The 24,464-nt window shown below is 70.2% G+C and carries 28 protein-coding genes; 10 read left to right on the top strand and 18 right to left on the bottom strand.

Translation table 11 applies throughout. From position 1 onward, the window contains the following. Positions 1-56: 56 nt before the first annotated feature. Complete coding sequence (locus tag E0493_RS21160) at positions 57-1,268, bottom strand: NADP-dependent isocitrate dehydrogenase (protein WP_160939257.1); 1,212 nt, start codon at positions 1,266-1,268, stop codon at positions 57-59. A 233-nt stretch (positions 1,269-1,501) separates the two neighbouring features. On the opposite strand from E0493_RS21160, the gene E0493_RS21155 reads away from it, so the two are divergent. Beyond that, positions 1,502-2,041: a DUF3597 domain-containing protein gene (locus tag E0493_RS21155; RefSeq protein WP_160939256.1), complete on the top strand. Its 540-nt coding sequence runs from the start codon at positions 1,502-1,504 to the stop codon at positions 2,039-2,041. Between the two features lie 21 nt (positions 2,042-2,062). On the opposite strand, the gene E0493_RS21150 is transcribed toward E0493_RS21155, so the two are convergent. After that, positions 2,063-2,326 carry a hypothetical protein gene (locus E0493_RS21150; RefSeq protein WP_160939255.1) on the bottom strand — a complete coding sequence of 88 codons (264 nt, stop codon included), beginning with the start codon at positions 2,324-2,326 and terminating at the stop codon, positions 2,063-2,065. 100 nt (positions 2,327-2,426) lie between these two features. Further along, on the bottom strand, positions 2,427-2,681 hold the full coding sequence (locus tag E0493_RS21145) for an Lrp/AsnC ligand binding domain-containing protein (RefSeq protein ID WP_160939254.1): 255 nt from the start codon (positions 2,679-2,681) through the stop codon (positions 2,427-2,429). A 160-nt stretch (positions 2,682-2,841) separates the two neighbouring features. On the opposite strand from E0493_RS21145, the gene E0493_RS21140 reads away from it, so the two are divergent. Beyond that, on the top strand, positions 2,842-4,551 hold the full coding sequence (locus tag E0493_RS21140; RefSeq protein ID WP_160939253.1) for a thiamine pyrophosphate-dependent enzyme: 1,710 nt from the start codon (positions 2,842-2,844) through the stop codon (positions 4,549-4,551). Between the two features lie 39 nt (positions 4,552-4,590). On the opposite strand, the gene ggt is transcribed toward E0493_RS21140, so the two are convergent. Beyond that, on the bottom strand, positions 4,591-6,321 hold the full coding sequence (gene ggt, locus E0493_RS21135; RefSeq protein WP_160939252.1) for a gamma-glutamyltransferase: 1,731 nt from the start codon (positions 6,319-6,321) through the stop codon (positions 4,591-4,593). Positions 6,322-6,424: 103 nt separating this feature from the next. On the opposite strand from ggt, the gene E0493_RS21130 reads away from it, so the two are divergent. Next, positions 6,425-7,090: a sulfite oxidase-like oxidoreductase gene (locus E0493_RS21130; RefSeq protein WP_160939251.1), complete on the top strand. Its 666-nt coding sequence runs from the start codon at positions 6,425-6,427 to the stop codon at positions 7,088-7,090. Next, the gene (locus tag E0493_RS21125; RefSeq protein WP_160939250.1) at positions 7,083-7,643 is read left to right on the top strand and encodes a glutathione peroxidase; all 561 of its coding nucleotides are present in this window, start codon (positions 7,083-7,085) and stop codon (positions 7,641-7,643) included. The genes E0493_RS21130 and E0493_RS21125 overlap by 8 nt, the downstream gene beginning before the upstream one ends. A 54-nt stretch (positions 7,644-7,697) precedes the next feature. Here the strand turns inward: E0493_RS21125 and E0493_RS21120 are convergent, their stop codons facing one another. Genes E0493_RS21120 through parA form a run of 3 tightly spaced genes read right to left on the bottom strand, consistent with a single transcriptional unit; the run spans position 7,698 to position 9,220 of the window. Next, positions 7,698-8,126, bottom strand: coding sequence for a GNAT family N-acetyltransferase (locus E0493_RS21120; protein ID WP_160939249.1), 429 nt, complete (start codon positions 8,124-8,126; stop codon positions 7,698-7,700). Beyond that, positions 8,126-8,581 carry a CopD family protein gene (locus E0493_RS21115; RefSeq protein ID WP_160939248.1) on the bottom strand — a complete coding sequence of 152 codons (456 nt, stop codon included), beginning with the start codon at positions 8,579-8,581 and terminating at the stop codon, positions 8,126-8,128. Before E0493_RS21115 ends, E0493_RS21120 begins: the two co-directional genes overlap by 1 nt. 6 nt (positions 8,582-8,587) lie before the next feature. Beyond that, positions 8,588-9,220 carry a ParA family partition ATPase gene (gene parA / locus E0493_RS21110; RefSeq protein ID WP_160939247.1) on the bottom strand — a complete coding sequence of 211 codons (633 nt, stop codon included), beginning with the start codon at positions 9,218-9,220 and terminating at the stop codon, positions 8,588-8,590. Positions 9,221-9,345: 125 nt separating this feature from the next. Between parA and E0493_RS21105 the strand changes: the two genes are divergently transcribed. Continuing rightward, positions 9,346-9,759, top strand: a complete 414-nt coding sequence (locus tag E0493_RS21105) for a rhodanese-like domain-containing protein (RefSeq protein ID WP_160939246.1) — start codon at positions 9,346-9,348, stop codon at positions 9,757-9,759. 55 nt (positions 9,760-9,814) lie between these two features. On the opposite strand, the gene E0493_RS21100 is transcribed toward E0493_RS21105, so the two are convergent. The 4 genes from E0493_RS21100 to E0493_RS21085 form a co-directional block, all read right to left on the bottom strand. Beyond that, complete coding sequence (locus E0493_RS21100) at positions 9,815-10,660, bottom strand: transporter substrate-binding domain-containing protein (protein WP_160939245.1); 846 nt, start codon at positions 10,658-10,660, stop codon at positions 9,815-9,817. Between the two features lie 133 nt (positions 10,661-10,793). Further along, positions 10,794-11,900 carry an S-methyl-5-thioribose-1-phosphate isomerase gene (gene mtnA, locus E0493_RS21095; RefSeq protein ID WP_160939244.1) on the bottom strand — a complete coding sequence of 369 codons (1,107 nt, stop codon included), beginning with the start codon at positions 11,898-11,900 and terminating at the stop codon, positions 10,794-10,796. A gap of 124 nt (positions 11,901-12,024) precedes the next feature. Continuing rightward, the gene (locus E0493_RS21090) at positions 12,025-12,498 is read right to left on the bottom strand and encodes a UPF0262 family protein (protein ID WP_160939243.1); all 474 of its coding nucleotides are present in this window, start codon (positions 12,496-12,498) and stop codon (positions 12,025-12,027) included. Next, positions 12,488-12,967: a DUF983 domain-containing protein gene (locus tag E0493_RS21085; protein WP_235913934.1), complete on the bottom strand. Its 480-nt coding sequence runs from the start codon at positions 12,965-12,967 to the stop codon at positions 12,488-12,490. The genes E0493_RS21090 and E0493_RS21085 overlap by 11 nt, the downstream gene beginning before the upstream one ends. 152 nt (positions 12,968-13,119) lie before the next feature. On the opposite strand from E0493_RS21085, the gene E0493_RS21080 reads away from it, so the two are divergent. Beyond that, entirely contained in the window at positions 13,120-13,761 is a 642-nt protein-coding gene (locus E0493_RS21080) for an aspartate/glutamate racemase family protein (protein ID WP_160939242.1), read from the top strand. Positions 13,762-13,771: 10 nt separating this feature from the next. On the opposite strand, the gene E0493_RS21075 is transcribed toward E0493_RS21080, so the two are convergent. From E0493_RS21075 to E0493_RS21045, 7 genes are all read right to left on the bottom strand, one after another. Continuing rightward, positions 13,772-15,007 (bottom strand): amidohydrolase, encoded by a 1,236-nt coding sequence (locus E0493_RS21075; protein WP_160939241.1) that lies wholly within the window; start codon positions 15,005-15,007, stop codon positions 13,772-13,774. 203 nt (positions 15,008-15,210) lie between these two features. After that, positions 15,211-16,212: an N-carbamoyl-D-amino-acid hydrolase gene (locus E0493_RS21070; protein ID WP_160939240.1), complete on the bottom strand. Its 1,002-nt coding sequence runs from the start codon at positions 16,210-16,212 to the stop codon at positions 15,211-15,213. Positions 16,213-16,398: 186 nt separating this feature from the next. Then, a complete protein-coding gene (locus E0493_RS21065) occupies positions 16,399-16,614 on the bottom strand; it encodes a hypothetical protein (RefSeq protein WP_160939239.1) in 216 nt (71 codons plus the stop codon). Continuing rightward, positions 16,607-16,828, bottom strand: coding sequence for a hypothetical protein (locus tag E0493_RS21060; RefSeq protein WP_160939238.1), 222 nt, complete (start codon positions 16,826-16,828; stop codon positions 16,607-16,609). The genes E0493_RS21065 and E0493_RS21060 overlap by 8 nt, the downstream gene beginning before the upstream one ends. Further along, positions 16,828-18,204 (bottom strand): dihydroorotase, encoded by a 1,377-nt coding sequence (locus E0493_RS21055; protein ID WP_160939237.1) that lies wholly within the window; start codon positions 18,202-18,204, stop codon positions 16,828-16,830. The genes E0493_RS21060 and E0493_RS21055 overlap by 1 nt, the downstream gene beginning before the upstream one ends. A gap of 90 nt (positions 18,205-18,294) precedes the next feature. Further along, positions 18,295-19,488, bottom strand: a complete 1,194-nt coding sequence (locus E0493_RS21050) for a D-alanyl-D-alanine carboxypeptidase family protein (protein WP_235913933.1) — start codon at positions 19,486-19,488, stop codon at positions 18,295-18,297. Between the two features lie 244 nt (positions 19,489-19,732). Further along, entirely contained in the window at positions 19,733-20,506 is a 774-nt protein-coding gene (locus tag E0493_RS21045) for a LysR family substrate-binding domain-containing protein (protein ID WP_160939236.1), read from the bottom strand. 135 nt (positions 20,507-20,641) lie between these two features. Between E0493_RS21045 and E0493_RS21040 the strand changes: the two genes are divergently transcribed. The 4 genes from E0493_RS21040 to E0493_RS21025 all read left to right on the top strand — a co-directional run. Next, complete coding sequence (locus tag E0493_RS21040) at positions 20,642-22,165, top strand: MmgE/PrpD family protein (RefSeq protein WP_160939235.1); 1,524 nt, start codon at positions 20,642-20,644, stop codon at positions 22,163-22,165. Beyond that, positions 22,165-22,674 (top strand): GNAT family N-acetyltransferase, encoded by a 510-nt coding sequence (locus E0493_RS21035; protein ID WP_160939234.1) that lies wholly within the window; start codon positions 22,165-22,167, stop codon positions 22,672-22,674. Before E0493_RS21040 ends, E0493_RS21035 begins: the two co-directional genes overlap by 1 nt. Beyond that, positions 22,671-23,807 (top strand): bifunctional 2-methylcitrate synthase/citrate synthase, encoded by a 1,137-nt coding sequence (locus tag E0493_RS21030; RefSeq protein ID WP_160939233.1) that lies wholly within the window; start codon positions 22,671-22,673, stop codon positions 23,805-23,807. The genes E0493_RS21035 and E0493_RS21030 overlap by 4 nt, the downstream gene beginning before the upstream one ends. A gap of 380 nt (positions 23,808-24,187) precedes the next feature. Continuing rightward, positions 24,188-24,464, top strand: a 277-nt coding sequence (locus tag E0493_RS21025; RefSeq protein WP_202397264.1) for a hypothetical protein, incomplete at its 3' end; no start/stop codon positions are given.

The raw sequence follows: 24,464 nt of genomic DNA, 5'->3' as shown, positions 1-24,464 counted from the left end.
CGCAAAACGGGCACCCCTGGGGGTGCCCGCCGGTTCCGGAAGCCGCCTGAGCTGCCTCAGCCCATCTTCTTCTTCAGGTTCTCGTCCAGCTTGGCCAGGAAGTTCTGGGTGTTCAGCCAGGACTGCCCCTTGCCGATCAGCACGGCGAGGTCCTTGGTCATGTATCCGCTCTCGACGGTCTCGATGCAGACCTGCTCCAGCGCGTTGGCGAAGTCCACCACATCCTGCGTGCCGTCGAACTTGCCGCGATAGGCCAGGCCGCGGGTCCAGGCGAAGATCGAGGCGATCGGGTTCGTGCTGGTCTCGCGGCCCTTCTGGTGCTCGCGATAGTGCCGGGTGACGGTGCCGTGCGCCGCCTCGGACTCCACCGTGTTGCCGTCCGGGGAGAGCAGCACGGAGGTCATCAGGCCGAGCGAGCCGAAGCCCTGCGCCACGATGTCGGACTGCACGTCGCCGTCGTAGTTCTTGCAGGCCCAGATGTAGCCGCCTTCCCACTTCAGGGCGGAGGCCACCATGTCGTCGATCAGGCGGTCCTCGTAGGTCAGGCCGCGCTTCTCGAACTCGGCCTTGAACTCGGCGTCGTAGATCGAGCGGAAGATGTCCTTGAAGTTGCCGTCATAGGCCTTCAGGATCGTGTTCTTGTGGCTGAAGTAGACCGAGAAGTTGCGCGCCAGGCCATAGTTGAAGGAGGCGCGGGCGAAGCCCTCGATCGAGCTGTTCAGGTTGTGCTGCATCATCGCAGCGCCGGCGCCCTTGAAAGCGAACTCGCCGATCTCCTGCGGCTGGCCACCCTCGGGGATGTAGGTCATCTTGACGGTGCCGGCGCCCGGCACCTTCATCTCGACCGCGCGGTAGATGTCGCCATAGGCGTGGCGGCCGACGACGATCGGCTTCGTCCAGTGCGGCACCAGGCGGGGCACGTTCTGGCAGATGATCGGCTCGCGGAAGATGGTGCCGTCGAGGATGTTGCGGATCGTCCCGTTGGGCGAGCGCCACATCTTCTTCAGGCCGAACTCCTTCACCCGCGCCTCGTCCGGGGTGATGGTCGCGCACTTCACGCCGACGCCGTACTGCTTGATGGCGTTGGCCGCATCCACCGTCACCTGGTCGTCGGTCTGGTCGCGGTACTCGATGCCGAGGTCGTAGTACTTCAGGTCGATGTCGAGATAGGGGACGATCAGCTTGTCCTTGATGAACCCCCAGATGATGCGGGTCATCTCATCGCCGTCGAGCTCGACGACAGGGTTCTTCACCTTGATCTTGGCCATGCTGATCCTCGTCTGGACGCCATCGGTTCGCCGCCGGGGAGCTGCCCGGGCGACACGCAGGGGCGCGCCCGCAAGCCCGCCGGCGGCAGGGTCGGGGCGGACAATCGCACCGCCGGCTGGGCGCGGCAAGGGCGGCCGCGCGGCAAACCGGCCGGCGCGGCAGGCAAAACCTTCACCCCAAGCGCGGCGTTGAAGGCCGGGACCCTTTCGGGTCCGCTTTCGAGGAGAGTCGCATGAGCGTTTTTGGTTCCATCATGTCCAGGATTTTCGGCCACGGCCAGGCCGGCGCCGCGACCCCGAACGGCGCCTCGCCGGCTTCCGGCAGCGGCACCGGCGCCGCGCCCGCAGCCCCGGCGGGCGGAACACCCAGCGCCACGGACGACGCGCCCAAGATCACCACTGCCTCGGCGCCCGGTACGGAAGCCGGCACGGCGACGCCCGTGGCGCCCGGCGCGGCACCGATGCCCAGCGGGGCGGGAGCGGCCACGCCGGCGCCCGGGGCGGCGGGCCAGCAGTCCGTGGACGTCGAGGCGGTGCTGACGGAAATGGCGGAAAAGAACCCGCAGAAGCTGGATTGGCGCCGCTCCATCGTGGACCTGATGAAGCTGCTCGGGCTGGACAGCAGCCTCGACAACCGCAAGGAGCTCGCAAAGGAGCTCAACTACAGCGGCGACCCCAACGACTCTGCTGCCATGAACATCTGGCTGCACAAGCAGGTCATGCAGAAGCTGGCCGAGAACGGCGGCAAGGTGCCGGACTCGCTGAAGAGCTGAGGCCTTGCAGGGCCGGGGCCGCTACCAGCCCCGGCCGTAATAGCCGCGATGCCCGTGCGGGCGGCCATATCCGTAACCGTAGCCGTACCCGCGGCGCGGCGGGGGACGCCGGTAGTGATGGCGGTCGCCATCGTCACCGATTGAGCCGATCAGCAGGCCGGTGGCGAGTCCCGCGCCGGCGCCGAGCGCCAGGGTGCTGCCCCAATCGGTCGTGCCGTCGGCATTCTGGCAGCCGGCGATCAGCAGGCCACCGGCCAGGGCAAAGGCGGGAAGAATGCGTCGCATGGGCGTGGCTCCTCCAATGCGATGCATCCTCGTTCCCTGGCAAGGCACTCCTGAGGCAGGATCGAGGCGGCCGTTGGGCAGGCCGGCCGCGCGGCGCGCCTCAGCCCGCGGCGCGCGAGAAGGCGTTGAAGGTCTGCACCGTATAGGTATCCTTCACGCCGGGAACCGTCTGCACCCGCTCCACCACGAAGAGGCCGATATCGCGGTCGCCTTCCAGGTAGAACTTGCCGAGCAGGTCGTACTGGCCGGAAATGGAGTGCATCTCGGACAGTTCCTCGATGCTGTCGGCCATCTCCCGCGCCACCTGATAGGCTTGGCCCATCTCGCACTTGATCATGACGAAGATCGCTCGCATCGCTCGGGCCTCCAGGATTGGGAAATGCCGCGCACCATGGCGCGGAGAGGGTGGGCAGGGAAGGGCCGCGAGACGCCGCTTGCCAGGGGTAGCCGCGCACCGCCGCCTCGGCTAGCGTGCCGCCACTTGTCTGACGACCAGCGGAGGGAATGCAAGCGTCATGGACGGGATGAGCACAGCAACACGAACCGGCGGCCAGCTCCTGGCCGACGCGCTGGTGGCCCAGGGCGTGACCCATGCCTTCTGCGTGCCCGGCGAGTCCTATCTGGATCTGCTGGACGGCCTCTACGCCAACCAGGACAAGCTTGAGCTGGTCACCTGCCGCTTCGAGGCGGGCGCGGTGAACATGGCCGAGGCGCATGGCAAGCTCACCGGCCGCCCCGGCGTGGCGCTGGTGACGCGCGGCCCCGGCGCCTGCCATGCCGCCATCGGCGTGCACATCGCCATGCAGGACAGCACGCCGCTGGTGCTGATCGTCGGCCAGATCCCCTTCTCCGAGACCGACCGCGAGAGCTTCCAGGAGGTGGACTACCGCCGGATGTTCGGCTCGGTCGCCAAGTGGGTGACGCAGATCGACGACGCCGCGCGCATCCCCGAGCTGATGGCGCATGCCTTCGACGTGGCGACCTCCGGCCGCCCCGGCCCGGTGGTGGTGGCGATCTCGGAGGAGATGCAGAAGGCGCGCGTGGCGGTCCCCGACATCGGCCCGGCCGAGGTGGCGCCCGCCTCTCCCGCGCCGGCGGCGATGGAGCGGATGCTGGCCATGCTCGACGCGGCCGAGCGCCCGCTGGTGGTGCTGGGCGGCTCGCGCTGGACGCAGGAGGCGCGTCGGCAGGTTCGCGAGTTCTGCGTGGCGCGGGACCTGCCGGTGGCCGTCGGCTTCCGCCGCCAGAGCCTGTATGACTGCACCCTGCCGAACTTCGCCGGTGACCTCGGTGTTGGCGCCGATGCCGCGCTGGTGGCCAAGGCCAAGCAGGCGGACCTGATCCTCGCCATCGGCACCCGCATCGGCGAGCCCGTCAGCCAGGGCTACACCCTGTTCGACATGGCGGGCCAAGGGGCGGCCAATGGCGGCCAAAAGATCGTGCACGTCTATCCGGAGCAGGCCGAGATCGGCCGCGTCTACCGCCCCGCGCTCGGCATCACCGCCGAGATCAACGCCTTCGCCGAGGCACTCGCCAGGCTGCCGGCCGCGAAGGGCGGGGCGCGCTGGTCCGCCTGGACGAAGGAGGTGCATGCCGCCCGCGTCAAGCAGGCCGAGGCGCCGGACTATGCCGGCCCGCTGAACCTCGCCCGCGAACTGCAGGCGCTGGAGAAGGTGCTGCCGAAGGACACCATCTTCACCTGCGACGCCGGTAACTTCGCCACCTGGCCGAACCGCTTCATGCACGTGACGGCGGAGCAGGAATTCATCGGCCCGACCAACGGCGCCATGGGCTATGCCGTGCCGGCGGCGATCGGCGCCAAGATCACCTACCCGGACCGCACCGTGATCGGCCTGGTCGGCGACGGCGGCGCGTTGATGACGGGGCAGGAGATCGCCACCGCCTTCCAGGCCGGCGTGGCGCCGGTGGTGATGGTGTTCAACAACGGCATGTACGGCACCATCCGCATGTACCAGGAGCGCGCCTATCCCGGCCGCGTCTCCGGCACCAGGCTGACCAACCCGGACTTCGCCAAGTTCATCGAGAGCTTCGGTGGGCATGGCGAGGTGGTGGAGAAGGACGGCGAGCTGGTGCCCGCCTTCCAGCGGGCGGTGGCCAGCGGCAAGCCGGCCATCATCGAGGTGCGGGTGAACCCGGAGCAGGTGACGCACCGCGCCACCATCGCCGACCTGCGCGCCCAGGCGGGCGGCGGCAAGAAGCACTGAGCCGCGAGGGCCCGGGGGACGGCGTTCCCCGGGCCTTTTTCAATCGCCGATCGCCACGCCCTCACGGCGTGGATCGGCGCCGCCCAGCAGCCCTTGTGGCGTCACGAGGATGGCCTGCAGGCCGGAAGGCGAGGGGCGGATGTCGGTCCTTTGTCCGCGCGCCTGCAGGTCGGCGGCGAGGGCGGCGGCAGGCGTGCCCTCCTCCAGTTCCACCGTGGTGCCCAGGCTGCCGATGCGCGGGAGGGAAACCGCCGCCTGCGGGTCGAGGCCCCAGTCCAGCAGGCCGAGCAGGGTCTGCGCGACGTAGCCGATGATGCGCGCCCCGCCCGGCGAGCCCAGCGCCGCCACCAGCCGCCCCTCGCCGTCGAAGACCAGCGTCGGCGCCATGGAGGAGCGCGGGCGCTTGCCGCCCTCGACGCGGTTCGCCACTGGCCGGCCATCGACGGTCGGGCGGAAGGAGAAGTCGGTCAGCTCGTTGTTGAGCATGAAGCCGCCGACCATCAGACGTGCCCCGAAGGCATCCTCCACGGTGGTGGTCATCGAGATCGCGTTGCCCTCGGCGTCCACGATCGCGACCTGGCTGGTGCCGTGCTCCGGCTGCGCCGGCTGCGGTGCGGAGATCGCGCCGCGCCAGCGCGGGTTGCCTGGGCGCGGCGCGGGGTTGGCGCGGAGGCGGTCCACCAACTGGGCACGCAGGGTGAGGTAGAGGTCCTCCGTCAGGCCCTGGACGGGCACCGGGACGAAGTCGCTGTCGGCGAGGTAGAGATTCCGGTCGGCGAAGGCGAGGCGGCTGGCCTCGGTCAGCAGGTGGGCGGCCTCGGCGCCCACCGGATCGAGCCGTGCCATGTCGAAGTGCTCCAGCACGCCAAGGATCTGGGCCACCGCCACGCCACCCGAGCTTGGCGGCGGGAAGCCGCAGACGCGCCAGATGCGGTAGGGCGTGCAAACCGCCTCGCGCCGCCTCGGCGTGTAGGCGGCGAGATCCTCGGCCGTCATGCCGTTGCCCCGGTCGCCATGCCGCGCCACGGCGGCGACGATTTCCGCCGCGACCTGCCCGGTTTGCAGTGCCTGCGCGCCTCCGGCGGCGACGCGGCGCAGGGTTTCGGCCAGGGCCGGGTTGCGCAGGCGCTGGCCGGCGGCGAGGGGAACGCCTTCAACAGTGAAAAAATAGGCGGCGGCTGCCGGATCGCGCCGCAGCCGCTCGGCATCGGCGGCGATGGAGCGCGCCAGCCGCTCGGAAACCTCGAAGCCCTGCTCCGCGAGGCGGATCGCTGGCTGGAAAAGATCGGCCCATGGCAGGTGCCCCGCTGAACGATGGGCAGCCTCCAGCATCGGGATCGCGCCGGGCACGCCGACGCTGCGGCCGGAGAGCACGGCTTCGTAGAAGGTGAGGGGGGTGCCGTCCGGCCGCAGGAAAAGCTCGGCTGTGGCCGCGGCCGGTGCGGTCTCCCGGCCATCCCAGGCCGTGATGTGGCCGGCCTCGCTGTTCCAGTGCATCAGCAGCGCGCCGCCGCCAAGGCCGGAGGATTGCGGCTCCACCAGGGACAGCACCGCCTGCACGGCGACCGCGGCATCCACGGCCGAGCCACCGGCCCGCAGCATCGCCAGCCCCGCCTCCGCCGCCAGCGGATGCGCGGCCGCGACCATCTGCCGCGTCGCCCGGGCAGGGGGCCGCGGGGCATCCAACGCGCCGGGGGTGGAGGCGAGGTCCTGCGCCGCCGCGGGCGCCGCTACCAGGGCAAGGCAGAAGGAGAGGAGCAGACGTCGCATCCGGCAATTCCCTGTTGCAGCCGCCAGGATAGGCGCTCTTGCATCCCGGCGGCCATGCGTCACCTATGGGTGCAAACCTCGGAACCTCAGCGGGACGCGCAGCATGGACCAGGACGAGAAGCCGGAGGCGGGTGGCATCCGCCAGAAGCTGGTGGAAACCAAGCAGGCCTGGGCCAAGGCCGGGCGGCTGCTGACAGGGCAGCATGCCACGCCGGAGCAGCGCCTGCCGCCCGGCCAGCGGCTGGTGACGGATTACCCGGTGCTCGACCTCGGCATCCAGCCCAACCTGCCCGAGGAAAGCTTCCGCCTGACGCTGGACGGGCTGGTCGGGAATCCCGTTACGCTGGACTGGACGGCCTTCACCGCCCTGCCGCAAGAGACGCGCTTCAACGACATCCACTGCGTCACCCAGTGGTCCCGCTACGACAACACCTGGCAGGGTGTCGCGGTGAGCGCGCTGCTGGACCTCGTGAAGCCGGCGCCGGAGGCGAAGTTCGTCAGCTTCGAAGGTTATGACGGCTACACCACCAACCTGACGCTGGACGATTTCGCGCGGCCGGAGAACCTGCTGGCACACTCCTGGGAGGGCGAGCGCCTGAGCCGTCAGCACGGCGGCCCGCTCCGCGTGGTCGTGCCGCATCTTTATTTCTGGAAGAGCACGAAATGGGTGAAGCGCATCACCTTCCTGGCGCAGAATAAGCCCGGCTTCTGGGAAGTCCGCGGCTATCATGACCGCGGCGACCCCTGGCTGGAGGAGCGCTATGGCTGAAACAACGCGCCGCGCCCTGTTGCTGGCCACGCCGCTGCTGCTGGCGGCCGCACCGGCGGAGCGGGGGCATGATTTCCGCTTCGACGATATCGAGGGCGGGGTCATCGACCTCGCCGACTGGCGCGGCAAGCCGATGCTGGTGGTGAACACCGCCAGCTTCTGCGGCTATGCCCGCCAGTTCAGCGGGCTACAGGAACTGCATGAGCGCTATGGCCCGCGCGGCCTGCTGGTGCTGGCCGTCCCCTCGAACGACTTCAACCAGGAGAATGCGGACGCCAACGCCATCAAGGATTTCTGCGAGGCCACCTGGGGCGTGCAGTTTCCGATGGCGGCGCCCACGCATGTGAAAGGTCCGGAGGCGCATCCCTTCTTTGTCTGGGCGGCGGCGCAGAGCGTGGCGCCACGCTGGAACTTCTACAAATACCTGGTCGGGCGGGATGGTCGCCTGCTGCAGGGCTTCCCAAGCAGCACGGAGCCGGATTCCGCCTCCTTCCGCCAGGCGATCCAGGCGGCTCTGGCAGCACCCGCCCCCGGCGCGCGGCCGACGGGCTGACGTCCCGCCGCGCGGGAGCGCCACGCCGTCAGCGCCAGCCAGGCTGGGAGCCGGTCAGAACCGCTTGGCGAGCCAGAAACGGTCGTGTCCGGCAGGGCGGCCTTCCAGCCGGCCGATCTCCTGGAAGCCATGCCGCCGGTAGAATGCGGGCGACTGGAAGGAACTGGTGTAGAGATGCATCCCGGTGGCGCCGCGCCGCCGTGCCTCCATCTCGGCGGCCTGGAGCAGCGCGGTGCCGAGGCCCTGGCCGCGCAGGGCCTCGTCCACCCAGAGCTTGTCGATCAGCAGCCACTCCAGCGCCAGCTCGGCCACGAGTCCGCCGCGCAGCGTGCCGGCGCCGTCCCGGTGGAAAAAGCAGAGCGGCTGCGTCGCGGTGCCGTCGGGCCGTCCTGCCAGCGCAGCCGCGCGATGCTGCCGCAGGCCGCGCAGAACCGCCTCCGCCTCCGGTCCCTGGTTGTCCGTGCTGAAGTGGATGGCCGGCATCACCCGCCGAAGCGCCCCCAACCCGCGACAATGACGGTCAGCAGGCCCAGCAGCAGATTCACCGTGACCATCTGGCGGACCTTGTTGTTCGCCGCCGCCGCATCGGCCGCCTCGCCGGCCGCGAGGGCCGCGCGCATCCGTCGCCAGGGCCCGAAGAAAATGGCCAGGAAAACGGCCGACATGAGCAGCCCGGTCAGGTTCATCACATGCACGTGCCAGCCTGCTCCGGCAAACCCGCCGAACCAGCCGAACAGCAGGGCGTAGCCGGTGGCCAGCATCACCGGCATGACGTGCCACACCACCAGGAAGAAGCGGCGATGGGCGGCGGCGCTGGCCTCAAGCCGCTGCGGCGGCGGCAGGGTCGCGAGAGCGGGCCGCATCGCCAGGATGCCGAAGGCCATGCCCCCGACCCAAAGGACGGCGCCCACGAGGTGCAGCACGAAAAGCAACGTCATCCCTGCCTAGTTCCCTGCCATTTGCTCGATGGCCTGCGCGAAGGCGCGGGCCTCTGCCGCTGCGGTACCACGCGGCGCGGCTTCCGCCACCCCCAGACCCTGCCCGAAGGCGGTGGCGAAGGCGGTCCGGTTGCCGAGCACCGGCTCCAGGAGCGGCAATTCCCGTCGTGCCAGCTCAGCCGCGATCTCCTGGCGCAGCCGGCCGCTGGAAGGGACGCGGTTCAACAGCAGCGCCACGCGGCGGTGCTCGGCGGCGGCCTGCTCCAGCGTCGCCTGCATGGCCCAGAGGTCGGCGTGCGAGGGTTGCAGCGGGACCAGGACGAGGTTCGCCGCCCGCATCGCGATGCGGGAGTCGGTGTCCGCATGGGGCGGCGTGTCGAGCACCACCACGTCGCTTTCCGACGCCACCCGGCCGAGCGTGGCGGGGATGCGCCACCCCGAAGGCGCCTCGAAATGCAGCGGCGCTGCCTGGGGCCGGCCCTGCCGCGCCTGGTGCCAGTGGCTGAGGGTCTGCTGCGGGTCGGTGTCGAGCAGCGTCACGCGCCGGCCGGCCAATGCGAGGGTGGTTGCCAGCGTGGCCGCCACGGTTGATTTGCCGGCGCCGCCCTTGCGCTGCGCTACCGCCACCACGAATGCCATGCCTGCCCCTTTTGCCGCCGGATCACTATCCTGCCCGTCCAGGCGAAGAAGGGCCAGCGGCATGGACGAAGCGCCGCGCGCGCCGCACACTCCGCCGGACCGACCGTGCTCAAGGAGGAGCTGCCATGAGCGTTGAAGATGTGCCGCCGCGCAACGTCTGGGATGTGCTGCGCAACGATGGGGAAGCCGTTCTGGTGGACGTGCGAACCGATGCCGAGTGGAACTTCGTGGGCCTTGCCGATCTCGGCGACGCCGGCAAGCAGCCGGTGCTGATCCCCTGGCAGGTTTACCCCTCGATGCAGGTGAACGGCGCCTTCGCCGATCACTTGCGCAAGGCGGGGCTGACGCCGCTGAACAAGCTTTATTTCATCTGCCGCTCCGGCGCGCGCAGCCTGGCGGCGGCGCAGGCCGCACAGGCGGCGGGCTTCACCCACGCCTTCAACGTCGCCGACGGGTTCGAAGGACCGCCCGATGCGGACGGGCACCGGGGGACCGTGGCCGGATGGAAGGCCGAGGGCCTGCCCTGGCGGCAGCGCTGAGCCGCGGCGCCTGCGGCCGAAGGATCCGGGGAGCGGAAACTCCCCGGACGCGCGATTACTTGCAGTTCAGCTCATGCGGGGCGGGGTCGTAGCCCGGCAGGCCCGGCACGCCATAGCCGGGGAAGACGGTGTTCTCGGCGTCATCCGGCGCCGGCTTGTCGCCGAACCACTTTTCGGAAAGGGCGGCCACGGTGCCGTCCTTCTTCATGCACTCCAGCACGGCCTCCACCTTGTTCCGCAACTCGGCATTGTCCTTGCGGAAAGGGGCGGCCCAGTGCGCGCGCGTCTCCTTGATGACGAAGTCCGGCACCAGCATCGGCGTGCGGGTGGCGGCGTAGCGGACCGTGGTGTTGCCGCCGAGCGTGGCATAGGCGCGGCCGGAGACCACCGCCTGGACCGCGTCGGGCTGGGTGTCGAAGGTCTGCACGGTGAAGCCGTACTTCTCGGCGTTCTGCTGCGCCCATGCGTCGTAGGCGGAGCCCTTGTTGACCGCGATGGCCTTGCCGCGGATGTCATCCAGGCTCTTGATCGGGTCTGAGCCCTTGCGGATGCCGAACTGGAAGGCGGTGTACAGATAGCCTTCGGTGAAGAGCAGGTTCTCGGCGCGTTCCTTCGTCACCGTCACCGGAGCGGCGAGGAAGTCGTAGCGGCCGGCGTTCAGCGCCGGGATCAGGCCGGAGAAGCTGGCGCTGTCGATGGTGATCGGACGGCCGAGGCGCTTGGCCACCTCGGTGAACAGATCGACGTTGAAGCCCTGGGTGCCGCCGCCGAGCTTGGGGAAGGCGTGGGGCGCGAAGGTGCCATCCACGGCGGTGCGCAGCGGCTCCTGGGCCGCTGCGAGGCGCGCGCCGCCGAGCGCCAGCGGCGCGGCGAACAGGAGGGCGAAGGCAAAGGAACGCATCAGACGGAACACTCCCTGCGGCCGGGGTTTCGACCGGAAAAGACCGTACAGGTCTGCAAGAAGTGTGCAACGTCTCAGAAGTCGGTCGGCGGCCGCGCCCTGCCTGCGGAATCGCACGGCGCGGCCGCCCGGCTCAGGCCGCGGCGGCAGCGAACTCCGGGTAGAGGCCGAGCAGCCCGGCCTCGCTGGCGTCGCAGCGCCCGCGCTCGGTGACCAGCCCGGTGACGAGCCGCGCCGGCGTCACGTCGAAGGCGGGGTTGGCGCCGGCGCTGCCGGGGGCGGCGACGCGCACCGTTTCCACCCGCCCGTCCCAGGTCTGGCCGGTGGTCTCCAGCACCTCGCGGGCGTCGCGCTCCTCGATCGGGATCTCCTTCACGCCGTCGCGCACCATCATGTCCAGGGTGGAGTGCGGCAGCGCCACCCAGAAGGGCACGCCATTGTCCTGCGCCGCCAGCGCCTTGAGATAGGTGCCGATCTTGTTGGCCACATCGCCCTGGCGCGTCACCCGGTCGGTGCCAACCAGCACGATGTCCACCTCGCCATGCTGCATCAAATGGCCGCCGGCATTATCGGCGACCACCGTGTGCGGCACGCCATGCTTGCCGAGTTCCCAGGCGGTGAGCGCGGCACCCTGGTTGCGCGGGCGGGTCTCGTCCACCCAGACATGCACCGGCAGGCCGGCGTCATGCGCCTGGTACACCACGGAAAGCGCCGTGCCGTAGTCCACCGTGGCGATCCAGCCGGTGTTGCAGTGGGTCAGGATGTTGATCGGCTTGCCCGGCTTGCGGGCGGCGATCGCCTGCAGAAGCGGCAACCCGTGCTGGCCGATGCGGCGGCAGGTCTCCACGTCGTCCTCGGCGATTTCGCCGGCGGCGGCATAGGCCGCGGCGGCGCGGCCTTCGGCCTGGACCGGGCGCAGCGCGCGCAGCATGCGATCCAGCGCCCAGCGCAGGTTGATCGCGGTCGGGCGGGTCTTGCCCAGCATGGCCGCGACATTCTCCAGCGCCGCGTCCGAGGCGTCCCGCCGCAGCGCCAGCGCCAGGCCATAGGCGGCGACGGCACCGATGAGCGGCGCACCGCGCACCTGCATGGACCTGATGGCATGGGCCACCTGCTTCTCGTCCGTCAGGCGCAGGATCTCGACCGTCCAGGGCAGCCGGGTCTGGTCAAAGATGCGCACCGACCAGCCGTCCTCCGGGTCAACCCAGACGCTGCGATAGGGAACGCCGTCGATCTTCATGGGGGCAAGGCTCCGTCCGTGGGGCCGCGCGCGGGCGGGCGGGGAAATGCGGTGTGACGCGCATATAGGCCCTCCCGCCCGCCACCGTCATGCTGCCTTCGGGGGGGAGGGATGCGCCACCGGATCAGATGCGCTGGTGCAACGCGCAGACCAGGGTGAAAAGCCGGCGGGCGGTCTCGAAATCCAGGGCGACGCGGCCTTTCAACCGCTCGCACAGCAGCTCGGCCCCTTCGTTGTGAAGCCCGCGCCGGCCCATGTCGATGGCCTGGATGCGGGCATCAGAACTGCCCTCCATCACGGCCTCCTCGTGGCTGGCCACCACCATGTGGTAGTCCTTGATCAGGCGGCGGAAAGGGCCGAGCGCAAGGGCGATGATGCGGAGCGGCTGGTCCGCATCATCGCGGATGTCGAGCACCAGCCGCCCGTCGCGGACCTCCAGGTGCAGCGCAAAGGGGCCGGGGGGCAGGCCGACCGGATCGAAGCGGTTGGACACCAGCAGGTCGGCGACCGCCTGGCTGCGGTCGGCCTCGGCATAAGGGCTCGGGAGGGGAGCGCTGTCCGGCAACTCGATGCGGTGCAGGCGCTGCTCAGCCGTCATGCCGCCCCGACGAGGGCTTCTGGTCGGGTGGGCTGCTCAGCGGCAGCGCCGGCATGTCATGGTCGTCCCCCGTGAAGCCGAGGCGCAGCATCCAGCCGACCACCGCGCCCTTCACCGGCCGCAGCATCAGCGTGCAGACGATGGCGAAGAGCGGCAGCCAGACGGCCATATGCACCCACATCGGCGGCTGGTAGGCGCTCTCCACCCAGAAAACCGGCGGCAGCAGCAGATGACCGGCGATGAAGATGGTGAAGTATGGCGGCGCATCGTCGGCGCGCAGGCCGGCGAACCGGGTGTGGCAATGCGTGCATTCCGGCGCCAGCCGGAGGAAGCCCTGGAACACCTTGCCCTGGCCGCAAACAGGGCAGCGGTTGGTCGCGCCACGGCCAAGCATGGTGGTCATGGGCGGCAGAGGCTGCGGCTGCTCGGCGCTGCGGTCGGGTTCCCAGCGCTGCGTGGGGCGGTCCATGGGCTGATGATCCTGACTTTATCGTTCTGGGCCCCGTAACCGGGTCGTTTCCGTGTGCGCCGCACACTAGGGCATGCCCCGCTGTCCCGATCAAGGGAAGGCACGGCGCCGCCCGGCTTGCACGGGCAGGCCGTGGCGAGGATGCTGACCAGATGGGCAACCGAATCCTGGTCATCAACCCAAACTCCTCGCAAAGCTGCACACGCGGGATCGCGGAAAGCCTGGCGCCTTTCGCCTTGCCCGGCGGGCCAGCCTTCGAGGTCGTCTCCCTGCCGGAAGGACCGCCGGCAATCGTGACCTGGCGCGACTGGTTCGGGGTTGCCGAGCCGCTTTGCCGCATGGTCGAGGCCGAGCCGGCGCTGGCCTACATCATCGCCTGCGTTTCCGACCCCGGTCTCGAAGCGGTGCGGACGGCGACGCGGCGCCCGGTCTTCGGCCCCTTCCGCGCGGCGGTGGCGGCGGCGCTGGCGCGGGCGGAGCGGTTCGGCGTGATCGCCTTCGTTGAAGCATCGAAAGCGCGCCAGCGGCGGGCGCTGCAGGCCATGGGAGCGGAGGGGAGGCTGGCCGCCAGCCTCGCCCTGAACCTGCCGATGGAAACGCTGACCGATCCGCGGGCCGCGCGCGCCGCACTGTGCGACACCGCGCGGCAACTGGTCGGGCAGGGCGCCGAAACGGTGATCCTGGGCTGCGCCGGGATGGCGGGGCACCGCGCGGCGGTCGAGGATGCCGCCGGCGTGCCGGTCATTGAGCCTTGCCAGGCCGCCGCCGTGCAGGCGCTGCTGGCGACCGCCTGAGCGACGCCCCTCAGCCTTCCGGCGCCAGCTCCTGCTCGACCAGGCTGGCCCAGAAAGCGATGCCGGTGGGCAGGATGGCGTCGTTGAAGTTGTAGCGCGGGTGGTGGGTCGAGAAGTTCTCCTTCGACGGGTCCGCCTGCCCGAGCCGGATGAAGCAGCCCGGCACCGTCTGCGCCATGTAGGAGAAGTCCTCACCGCCCATGGTCGGCGGGCGCTCGCGCACCAGCCGCTCCTCACCCGCCAGCTTCGCCGCGGCGAGGCGGGCTCGCTCCACCGGCGCGTCGCTGTTCACCACCGAGGGGTAGCCGCGCTCATAGGTGATCTCGGCCTTGGCGCCATGAGCCGCGGCGGTGGCGGTGATCACCTCCCGGAGCTGCTGCTCGACGGCATCCCGCGTCTCGGCCTTCAGCGTGCGCACGGTGCCTTCGATCGTCACCTCCTCGGGGATGACGTTGCGCGCCGTGCCGCCGTGGATCATGCAGAGCGAGACCACGGCGGAATCCAGCGGGTCGGTGTGGCGGCTGACGACGGTCTGCGCCGCGACGACCACATGCGCCGCCGCCACGACCGGGTCCACCGCCTGGTGCGGCCGCGCCGCATGGCCGCCCAGGCCGAGCACGCGGATGCTGATGGAGTCCGCCGCCGCGTTGGTGGTGCCGCGCGTGACGATGAACTGCCCGGCCTCGCTGCGCGAATCGTTGTGGATGCCGAAGACGGCGTCGCAGGGGAAGCGGGTGAACAGCCCTTCCTCGACCATGACGCGGCCGCCGCCGCCATCCTCCTCGGCCGGCTGGAAGATGAAGTGCACGGTGCCGTCGAAGTTCTTCGTCTCCGCGAGGTATTTGGCGGCGCCCAGCAGCATGGCGGTGTGCCCGTCATGGCCGCAGGCGTGCATCTTGCCCGGCACGGTGGAGGCGTAGGGCAGGCCGGTGATCTCCTGNGTGGAGGCGTAGGGCAGGCCGGTGATCTCCTGCATCGGCAGCGCGTCCATGTCGGCGCGCAGGCCAATGGCGCGGCCGGCATTGGCGCCGCCCTTCGCCGCCTTGCCACCGCGCAGCGTGCCCACCAGGCCGGTGCCGGCGATGCCGCGCGTCACTTCGATGCCCCAGGATTGGAGCAGGCCGGCGACCAGGTCGCTGGTGCGGTGCTCCTGGAAGGCCAGCTCGGGATGGGCGTGGATGTCGCGGCGCCAAGCCGTCGCCTCGGAGGCGACGGCGGCGATGCGGGATTCGGTCTCGGAAGGCATTCGGCAGGCTCCGGCTATCTCGGTCCGGCCGGTAGCCTTGACCCGGGGGGCGGTACTGGCAACCCCTGCGGAAAAAGATCGGGGGAAGGAATTCCCCCAAGCCCCCATCTTCTTCTTGTCAGTTTGGCCTGCGCCCGCCGTCCGCGCGGGGAACTGCCAGAAGAAGGAAGGGGAACAGGGGGAACTCCTTCCCCCGGGGAGTCTTACTCCGCCGCCCTGGCCGCCGGCTGCCATTCCGGCGGCGCCACGCTGCCGACCTGCTCGACGATCCGGCCATAGGCCTCCGGCCGGCGATGAGCGGCGAAGTTGAAGATGCTGGTGCGGCCTAGGGTGCACTGGTCGAGGTTGCAGTCGGCCACGATCAGCTCGTCGTCCCAGCTCGTCGCCTGGGCCATGATCTCGCCCTGCGGGTTGACGATGATGGAATGGCCGAACAGCTCGCAGCCATCCTCCACGCCTGCCTTGGCCACGCCGGCGCCGAAGCAGGCATTCTGGTAGCAGCCGGCCTGGATGGAGAGGTGCGAGTGCAGCACCCGCAGATGGTGTGCCTCAAAGCCCTTGGCGTCCTGGTTGATCGAGGGCGTGTTGTAGCCGAGCATCACCAGCTCGACCTGCTGCAGCCCCATGACGCGCCAGGCCTCGGGCCAGCGGCGGTCGTTGCAGATCATCATGCCGATGTTCACCGGCCCGGCCTGCCCAATCGGCGCCCGCACCACGGGGAAGCCGAGGTTGCCGACCTCGAAGTAGCGCTTCTCCAGGTGCTGCACCTTGCGCCTGGGGTCGAACTCGGCGTGCCCGGGCAGGTGCACCTTGCGGTACTTCAGCACCACCTCGCCCGTCGGGTGGACGTAGATGGCGGTGTTGAAGCGGCGCTTGCGGACCTGTCCGGCCTCATCCGCCTCATGGGCAATCTCGGCATAGCCCAGGTGGAAGCCGATACCGTACTTGCGGGCGGCCTCGAAGAGGGGGGCGGTCTCGTTCGAGGGCATCGCCGTCTCGAACCAGTGCTCGGCCTTGGCGATGTCCTCCTCGTACCAGCGCGGGAAGAAGGTGGTCAGCGCCAGTTCGGGGAAGACGACGACCTCGGCGCCACGCTTGCGCGCGGTCTCCATCAGCCGCACCAGGCGGCCGACGACGACGTCGCGCCCCTCCGCCTTCTGGATCGGGCCGAGCTGGGCGGCGGCAAGGGTCAGGTTGCGGGCCATGGGGGCGGTCACTCCTTCAGACTGGCGGCAGGCAGACTGGCGGCAGGCAGACTGGCGGCAGGGCGGGAGCATGATCCAGGCAGGCTGGTGCATGGATCATGCTCCCGCTCCTCTTCTGCGTGCGCGGCTCATGTCGCCGGCTGGCTCCGCCTTCGACAATCACACGCTGGCAAGCCGGATGCCAGGTCAGTGGCCGCCACCCGGCGGCAGTGGATCGATGAAGTCGGCGCCGTAGTCTTCCTGCACCTCGGCGACGGCGCGCATGAAGGCGTCGTCCCAGGCATCTTCCAGCGCGTCCATCAGCGCCTCGGCGGCGGCGGCGCTCTTCAGCATGGCGACGCGCTCGCGCCCGGTGATCCAGACGGAGAAGCTGCCATCCTTTTCCTCGCGCACCTCAAACATCGCGGTTTCCTTCTCCTGGCGCGGGCGCCGATGGCGGCGGCGCGGTGTCGTTCTCGGCGGAGCGTGGCATCAGCAGCCGATAGGCGAGGCGGCCCGCGACCACGGCGATCAGCCCGCCGATGAGCGCCAGCGGCAGGCTGGTGCCGGGACCGGTGAGCCAGATCCAGAGGGCGAAGGCGGCCACCGCCGCTCCCGCCACCACCACCATGCGCATCAGCCGAGATAATCCTCGCGATGCTGCCGGGGCACGAAGCGGCCCTGGCCCGGCCGCGCCAGCACCGAGGCGCCGTCCCAGATGCAGGCGCCGCGCAGGAAGGTGGCGGCGACGCGCGCCTTCATCGGCCGGCCGTTATACGGCGACCAGCGGGCATCCTCGCGGTCCTGGATGGTGGACTCGTCGAAGGTGAAGTCGCCGGGCTCCATCACCGCGAAGTCGGCGTCGGAGCCAATCCGGATGGCGCCCTTCTTCGGATAGAGGCCGTGGAAGCGGGCGCTGCGCTCGGCGCAGTATCGCGCCATCAGGGTCAGCGGCAGGCCGCGCTCGGCGAGCAGGCTGTACATCAGCGGCGCGAAGGACTGCATGCCGGTGAGGCCGGCGCCGCAGGCGAAGATGTCGTCGCCGAGCTTCCTGTCGCGCTGCCAGGGGGCGTGGTCGGTGGAGACATAGGCCACCTTGCCCGCCACCAGCGCGCCCCACATGCGCTCCACCTCCGCGGCGGTGCGGAAGGGCGGGTTGCACTTGCCGAAGCCCTTGAGGCGGACGAGGTCCTCCTCCGTCATGCAGAGATACTGGATGCAGGCCTCGCCACTGGCCTTGCCGCCCATGCCGCGGAAGCTCTCGGCGATCTCGAAGCCGCGCGCGACCGAGGAGTGGGCGATGTGGACATGCGCCCCGGTCTCCAGCCCGATCTCGAAGATCTCCAGGTCCGCCATGGTCTCGGCCAGCGGCGGGCGGGTGCGGGCGTGCATGATCGGGTCCACCCGGCCGGTCGCCTTCGCCTCGGCGGTCAGGCGCTCGACCAGCTCCTGGTCCTCGTTGTGCACGGCGACCATCAGGCCGGTCTTGGCGATCTCCTTGAAGGCCGCCACCATGGTCGGGTGGTCGATGCGCGGGAAGCGCGTGGCATCATACTCATAGGTGGAGAGCTTGAAGGCCGAGGCGCCCGCCTCCGCCAGCCCGGCGATGGCGTCCACGCCACCGGTCTTGGTGATGGTGCCGTAGAGCGCCACGTCCACATGGGAGAGCGCGTTCACCGCCTCCACCTTCTCGCCGAAGATGCCCGCATTGGTGACGGCGCGGGGCACGTCATAGGGCATGTCGCAGACGGTGGTGACGCCGCCGGCGGCGGCCGACATGGTGGCGCCCTCGATGCCCGGCCAGCCGATGGCGCTGCCGGTGTGCATGTGGCCGTCCACCAGGCCGGGCAGCACCACCTTGCCGGAGAAGTCGTTCACCTCGCGGGTCGGCGGCAGCTCGCCCTGGCCGATGGCGGCGATGGTCTCGCCGCGCACCGCCACATAGCCGTCGCGCAGGATGCCGTCGGGAAGCACGAGGTCACCGCGCAGAACGCGGTCGTAGGGGAGCTGCATGGGTCCGTGGGTCCAGTGTCGATGGCCGGTCAAGGGAGCGACACTAAGCCTGCCTCTCCCTGGCCTCAACCCGCCCCACGGCGCAGGGCGTCAGGGGGCGACCACCATGCAGGGGCCGCGCCGCGCCTCGCATGTCCGCCGGGCGGCGCTGGCGGAAAGGCCGGTGACCTGCGCGCGGTAGAACCACTTGCCATCCACCCGCACCCGCTCGACATGCGCCTCGCCGAGCTCGCGGGCGGCGCGCCGCGCGGTGCGGCGGGCATCGGCCGAGCGGACGAAGGCGCCGACCTGCACCGCCCAGTCGCCCTTGGCCACTTCCGGCTTGCGCGGCGCTGCGCGGCCCACTGGCCGCGGCTTGGGCAGCGGAGGCGCGGCAAGGGCTGCCGCATGCGCGGTACCGATCAGCCGGGGGGTGTTGCCGGCCACCAGCATGTCGGCCGGGCGGCCGCGCTGGGCGAAGCCGCGATCGAGCAAGGCCATCACGTGGTTGTCGCGCTCGGCGGTGGTGGCGCCGCCGAGCACCACCGCGACCAGCCGTGTGCCGCCGCGCACCGCGCTGGCGGCCAGGTTGAAGCCGCTCGCGCGGATATAGCCGGTCTTGATGCCGTCCGCTCCGTCATACTCGCCGAGCAGGTTGTTGTGGTTGCCGATGCTGCGGCCCTGCCAGTCGAACTCGCGGGCATTGAAATAGGCGTAGCGCCGGGGGAAGTCGCGGATCAGGGCCTGGCCGAGGATGGCGATGTCCCGCGCCGTCGTCACCTGGTTGGCGTCCGGCAGGCCGGACGCGTTGCGGAAGCTGGTGTTGCGCATGCCGAGCTGGCGCGCCTTGCGGGTCATGATCCGCCCGAAGGCCACCTCGCTGCCGCCGGCCAGACGTTCGCCGAGGGCCGAGGCGACATCGTTGGCCGACTTGGTCACCAGCGCCAGGATGGCATCGCGAACGGTGATGCTGGTGCCCGCCTGCAACCCGAGCTTGGAGGGTTCCTGCCCCGCGGCGTGGCGCGAGACGGGAACGCGCGAGGTGAGCTTGAGCCGCCCGCGCTCCAGCGCCTCGAAGGTCAGGTAGAGCGTCATCATCTTGGTCAGCGAGGCCGGATAGCGCGGCTCGTCGGCATTGATGGCGTAGAGTTCCTGGCCGGTGCCGGCATCCATCACGATCGCGGCGTAGCGGCTGCTGCCGATCTGCGCCTGCGCGGCTGGAATGGACTGGAACAACAGGAGCGCGGCCGTCAACCCGAGCGCAGCCGCGCGGCACACGGCGGCAAGGCCGTTCTGCAGCATCATGGGCATCCCCCCTCGGTGCGGCGCGCCATCGCCCCCGACGCACGCCGCACGTCCCCAATGCCCGGCTGGCGACCGCCGGCCGGACCGCGCCCGGATCCGCACCTGCCACACCCCTCGGAAGGACTGCGGTTATCAGGTTCCCCTGCGGAAGCGGGCCAAGTCGCAACATGCCGAGATCGTGCGTGAGAAGAAAGCGCTTATCGACTGATTCAGCGAGAAAAAGCGCGTGTGAAAGGTCCCGGCCTCAGTGTGGCGGCCGCGCGAAGACACGGCCGGCGAGCGCGACGGCGCCGCACGCGGCCTCGCTCTGCCGCTCCTCGTTCCAGCCGAGCGCGACGGAAACCGCACGGATCGGGCCGTGCAGGGGACGGAACACCACGCCCGCCGGATGCATCCGAGCCGTGCCCGACGAGACGAGCGCGACGCCTAGCCGGGAAGCGACGAAGCTCAGCTGGGCCATCGCCGAACCCGCCTCCCGGACACCGCGCGGCCCGAAGCCGGCGGCGCGGCAGGCGGCGACCAGCGAATCGAAGCAGGCGGGGCTGATCGCGCGCGGCAGGAACGGCAGCGGCTCCTCCATGAGCGCGGCGAGCGGCAAGGGGGCGGGCTGCGCCAGGAGGGGGTGGTCCTCCGGCAGCGCGGCGACAAGATGATCTTCGCCGAGGGGCAGCACGCGCCCCGGCGGGCGGTCACGGCCGGGGCGGAGCAGCGCGATGTCCACCTCGCCGCGGCGCAGCGCCTCCAGCGCATCGGTGGTGTCGAGTTCTCGCACGATGATGGCCGCTTCGGGGCGCTCCGCGCGCAGTTCGTGCGCCAGCGCCTGCAGCGTGCCGGCATCCTCGGCCTGGCGGCGGGCGAGGAGAGGCAGCGCCTCGCCCGCGCGTCTCGCACGCGCGCCCTCGCAGGTGCGCTCCAGCGGCTTCACGCCGAGTTCCGCTTCCAGCGCCTGGACCGGCGCGGCGAGTGGCGGCGCGGCCGAATTGCCCTTCCTCGGCAACGCCGAGGGAATGGCCGACACGGCGCAGGAGGCGAAATTCCATGGTGGCGATACGGAAAAGCGATCCTGCGCGCCCCTCAATCGGAATGGACGATCCGTCCGGCGCGGCGCACAACTTCGCATCCGTTCAGACAGGGTGAGGGAGAACGCCGACCCATGAAACTGCATCCGGTGAAGGTCCATCCGTCCAAGGCGCTGCTTCCGCGTGAGGAGCAACTCGCCTGGAAGATCGCCGGCGTCGCCACGGACCGCGTGGCGGTGGACAAGGCGGTGACGGAGATGATCATCAACCGCATCATCGACAACGCCTCGGTCGCCATCGCCGCGATCAACCGCTCGGCGCCGACCACGGCCCGCGCCATGGCGGTCGGCCATCCCCGCAAGGGCGGCGCGGCGGTCTTCGGCCTGCCGGCCAGCAAGGGCGTCTCGCCGGAATGGGCGGCCTGGGCGAACGGCACGGCGGTGCGCGAGCTCGACATGCACGACACCTTCCTCGCCGCCGACTATTCCCACCCCGGCGACAACATCCCGCCCATCCTGGCCGTGGCGCAGAGCATGGAGCGCTCGGGCCGGGAGCTGATCCGCGGCCTCGCGACGGGCTACGAAATCCAGGTGGACCTCGTCCGCGCGATCTGCCTGCACGAGCACAAGGTGGACCACATCGCCCATCTCGGCCCCTCGGCGGCGGCGGGCATCGGCACGCTGCTTGGGCTGAAGCAGGAGGTGGTCTACCAGGCGGTGCAGCAGGCGCTGCACACCACCGTCACCTTCCGCCAGAGCCGCAAGGGCGAGATCTCCTCCTGGAAGGCCTTCGCGCCCGCCCATGCCGGCAAGCTGGCGGTCGAGGCGGTGGACCGGGCGATGCGCGGCGAGGGCGCCCCGAGCCCGATCTACGAGGGCGAGGATTCGGTCATCGCCTGGGTGCTGGACGGCCGCAGCCATCGCGAGGTGGTCTATGACCAGCCCTTCTATCAGGTGCCGCTGCCGGAGAAGGGCGAGGCGAAGCGTGCCATCCTCGACACCTATACAAAGGAGCATTCGGCCGAGTACCAGTCCCAGGCGCTGATCGACCTGGCCTTCCGGATGCGGGAGCAGATCCCCGACCTGGAGGCGATCGAGCGGATCATCATCCATACCAGCCACCACACCCACTACGTGATCGGCACCGGGGCGAACGACCCGCAGAAGATGGACCCCAAGGCGAGCCGCGAGACGCTCGACCACTCCATCATGTACATCTTCGCTGTGGCGCTGCAGGACGGGCGCTGGCACCACGTGGACAGCTACGCGCCGAAGCGCGCCGGCCGGCCCGACACCGTCCGCCTCTGGCACAAGATCGAAACCCGGGAGGAGGAGGCGTGGACCCGCCGCTACCACTCCACCGACCCGAACGAGAAGGCCTTCGGCGCCCGCGTCGAGATCGTGATGAAGGATGGCCGCACGCTGACCGACGAGATGGCCGTCGCCAATGCCCACCCGCTCGGGGCGAAGCCCTTCGTGCGGGAGGACTACATCCGCAAGTTCGAGATCCTGACCGAGGGCATCCTCTCCCCCCGCGAAAGCAACCGCTTCCTGGAGGTGGTGCAGGACCTGCCGCGCCTGGCGGCGGGCGAGCTGAACCTGCTCAACATCGCCCTGCCGCGCGGTGCGCTGGCGGAGGGCAAGCCGGGCATCTTCTGATGCCCGGCGCCGGTGCGATCATCCTCCGGGAAGGGCGCGCCAGCGATGCGCCCGCGCTGGCGGCGATCCACCGGCGCGTCCGGCAGGCCGCCATGCCCGGCCTGCACGAGGCGCATGACGAAGCCGACGTGGCGCACTGGATCGCGACGACCCTGATGCGCGAGCATCGGGTGGTGGTGGCCGAACAGGACGGCATGCCGCTCGGCTACATCGGCTTCGGCGAGGATGCGCGGCACGGGCCGATGGTGCTGCACCTCTATCTGGCGCCGGCGTGGCGCGGGCAGGGCATCGGGGCGCGGCTGCTGGCGGCCGCCGGCGCCGCGCTCGGCCCGCGCCTCGGCCTCCACTGCATCGCCCGCAACGCGGCTGCGTTGCGCTTCTACCGGCGGCAGGGCTTCCGCGTCGTCGCGCAGAGCGACGGCGCCGGGACCGAGGAGGGCGAGCCCGACCTCCTGCTCCGCCGCGACAGCCTTCCCACCGCCTCCAACGACAGGGAACCCAGTCCATGAGCGATACCCAGCCCGAGATCCGCAAGGGCCTGGTCGGCGTCGTCGCCGACGTCTCGGCGGTCTCCAAGGTGATGCCGGAGACCAACAGCCTGACCTACCGCGGCTATGCCGTGCAGGACCTGGCGGAGCAGTGCAGCTTCGAGGAGGTTGCCTACCTGCTCTGGAATGGCGAGCTGCCAACTGCCGCGCAGCTTGCGGAGTTCCGCCGGGAGGAGGCCGGCAACCGCGCCATCAGTCCGGCGCTGCATCAGGTGATCAAGGCCTTCCCGCACGATGCTCATCCGATGGATGCGATCCGCACCGCCGTGAGCTTCATGGGGCTGGAGGACCCGGAAGCCGCCGACACCAGCGAGCCGGCGACGCGCCGCAAGGCGATGCGGCTGCTGGCCAAGATCCCGACCGCCATCGCCGCCGCCCACCGTGCCGCCAAGGGGCAGGAGCCGGTGGCGCCCGACCCGGGCCTCGGCTTCGCCGAGAACTTCTTTCACGTCGTGCTCGGCAAGGTGCCGCAGCCCGAGGTGGTGAAGGCCTTCGACGTCTCCCTCATCCTCTATGCCGAGCACGGCTTCAACGCCTCCACCTTCACCGCGCGCACGGTCACCAGCACGGGGGCGGACCTGCACGGCGCCGTCACGGCGGCCATCGCCGCGCTGAAGGGGCCGCTGCATGGCGGCGCCAACGAGGCGGTGATGCACATGCTGGCGGAAATCGGCGACCCGGCGAAGGCGGCCGCGTGGCTGCAGGGGCGGTTCGACCACAAGGCGCTGGTGATGGGCTTCGGCCACCGCGTCTACAAGCATGGCGACAGCCGGGTGCCGACCATGACGAAGTACGCCGAGAAGATGGCCGAGGTGGTGGGCGACCGGCGCTGGATGGAGATGAGCCGCATCCTCGCCACCGAGATGGTGGAGAAGAAGAACATCCACCCCAACCTCGACTTCCCCGCAGGCCCCGCCTACCACCTCATGGGCTTCGACATCCCGCTCTTCACCCCGATCTTCGTGGCCAGCCGCATTACCGGGTGGGCGGCGCATGTCATCGAGCAGGCCGCCGACAACCGCCTGATCCGGCCGCTGTCGAACTACACGGGCGTCGCCCAGCGCACGGTTCCGGCACTGACGGAGCGCAGCTAGACGCGGCGCAGACACCTCCATGCCTGCGGGAACGCGGCGCCGGTGGGCGCCGCGTTCTTGCTTCCAGGCACCGCGATGCGGAGCAGCGGAGCGAGACGCCACGAATTTGCAACGGGTCCCGGCGGATTTCGTTGACAAGCAGATTGCGCGTGAAGATAGCGTGTTGCAGGCGCGCACCGGTTGAGCGCGATTCGCACGAGCGACTGTCAAGAGCGCCGTGCGCGTTATGTCCGCGGCGACGCATCGCGGTTCGGGAAGCCTGATCGATCGGGCGAGGAGGCTGAGGGACCTGCCTCCATCCTTTCCCCGGATCTGCGCAGCGGAGCAGCCGCCATAACGGCGACCGTTGCCGCATTTAAGTGGGTAAGGAGATCCAGCACGTGAGCGACAACAACGAGAGTGGCTCGCCCCGGGCGCAGCCCATGGCCATGAGCACCACCCGCCGCAGCGCCGGGACGCGCAAGGCGAGCACCGCAGGCCGCAAGCCGGCCGCCAAGGCGCCGGCGGCAAAGAAGCCGGCCGCGCGCAAAAGCGCCGGCACCACCAAGAAGGCGACGACCAGCAGCCGTTCGGCCAAGGCCACGGCGGGCACGCGCAGCACGAAGGCCACGACGGCCAGCCGCAAGCCGGCGACCGGCACGCGCAGCACGAAGGCGG

The organism is Teichococcus coralli (assembly GCF_009829925.1).
Classification (GTDB): domain Bacteria; phylum Pseudomonadota; class Alphaproteobacteria; order Acetobacterales; family Acetobacteraceae; genus Pseudoroseomonas; species Pseudoroseomonas coralli.
The sequence above is the reverse complement of the archived record's forward strand: the minus strand, read 5'-3'. Positions and strand labels throughout refer to the sequence as shown.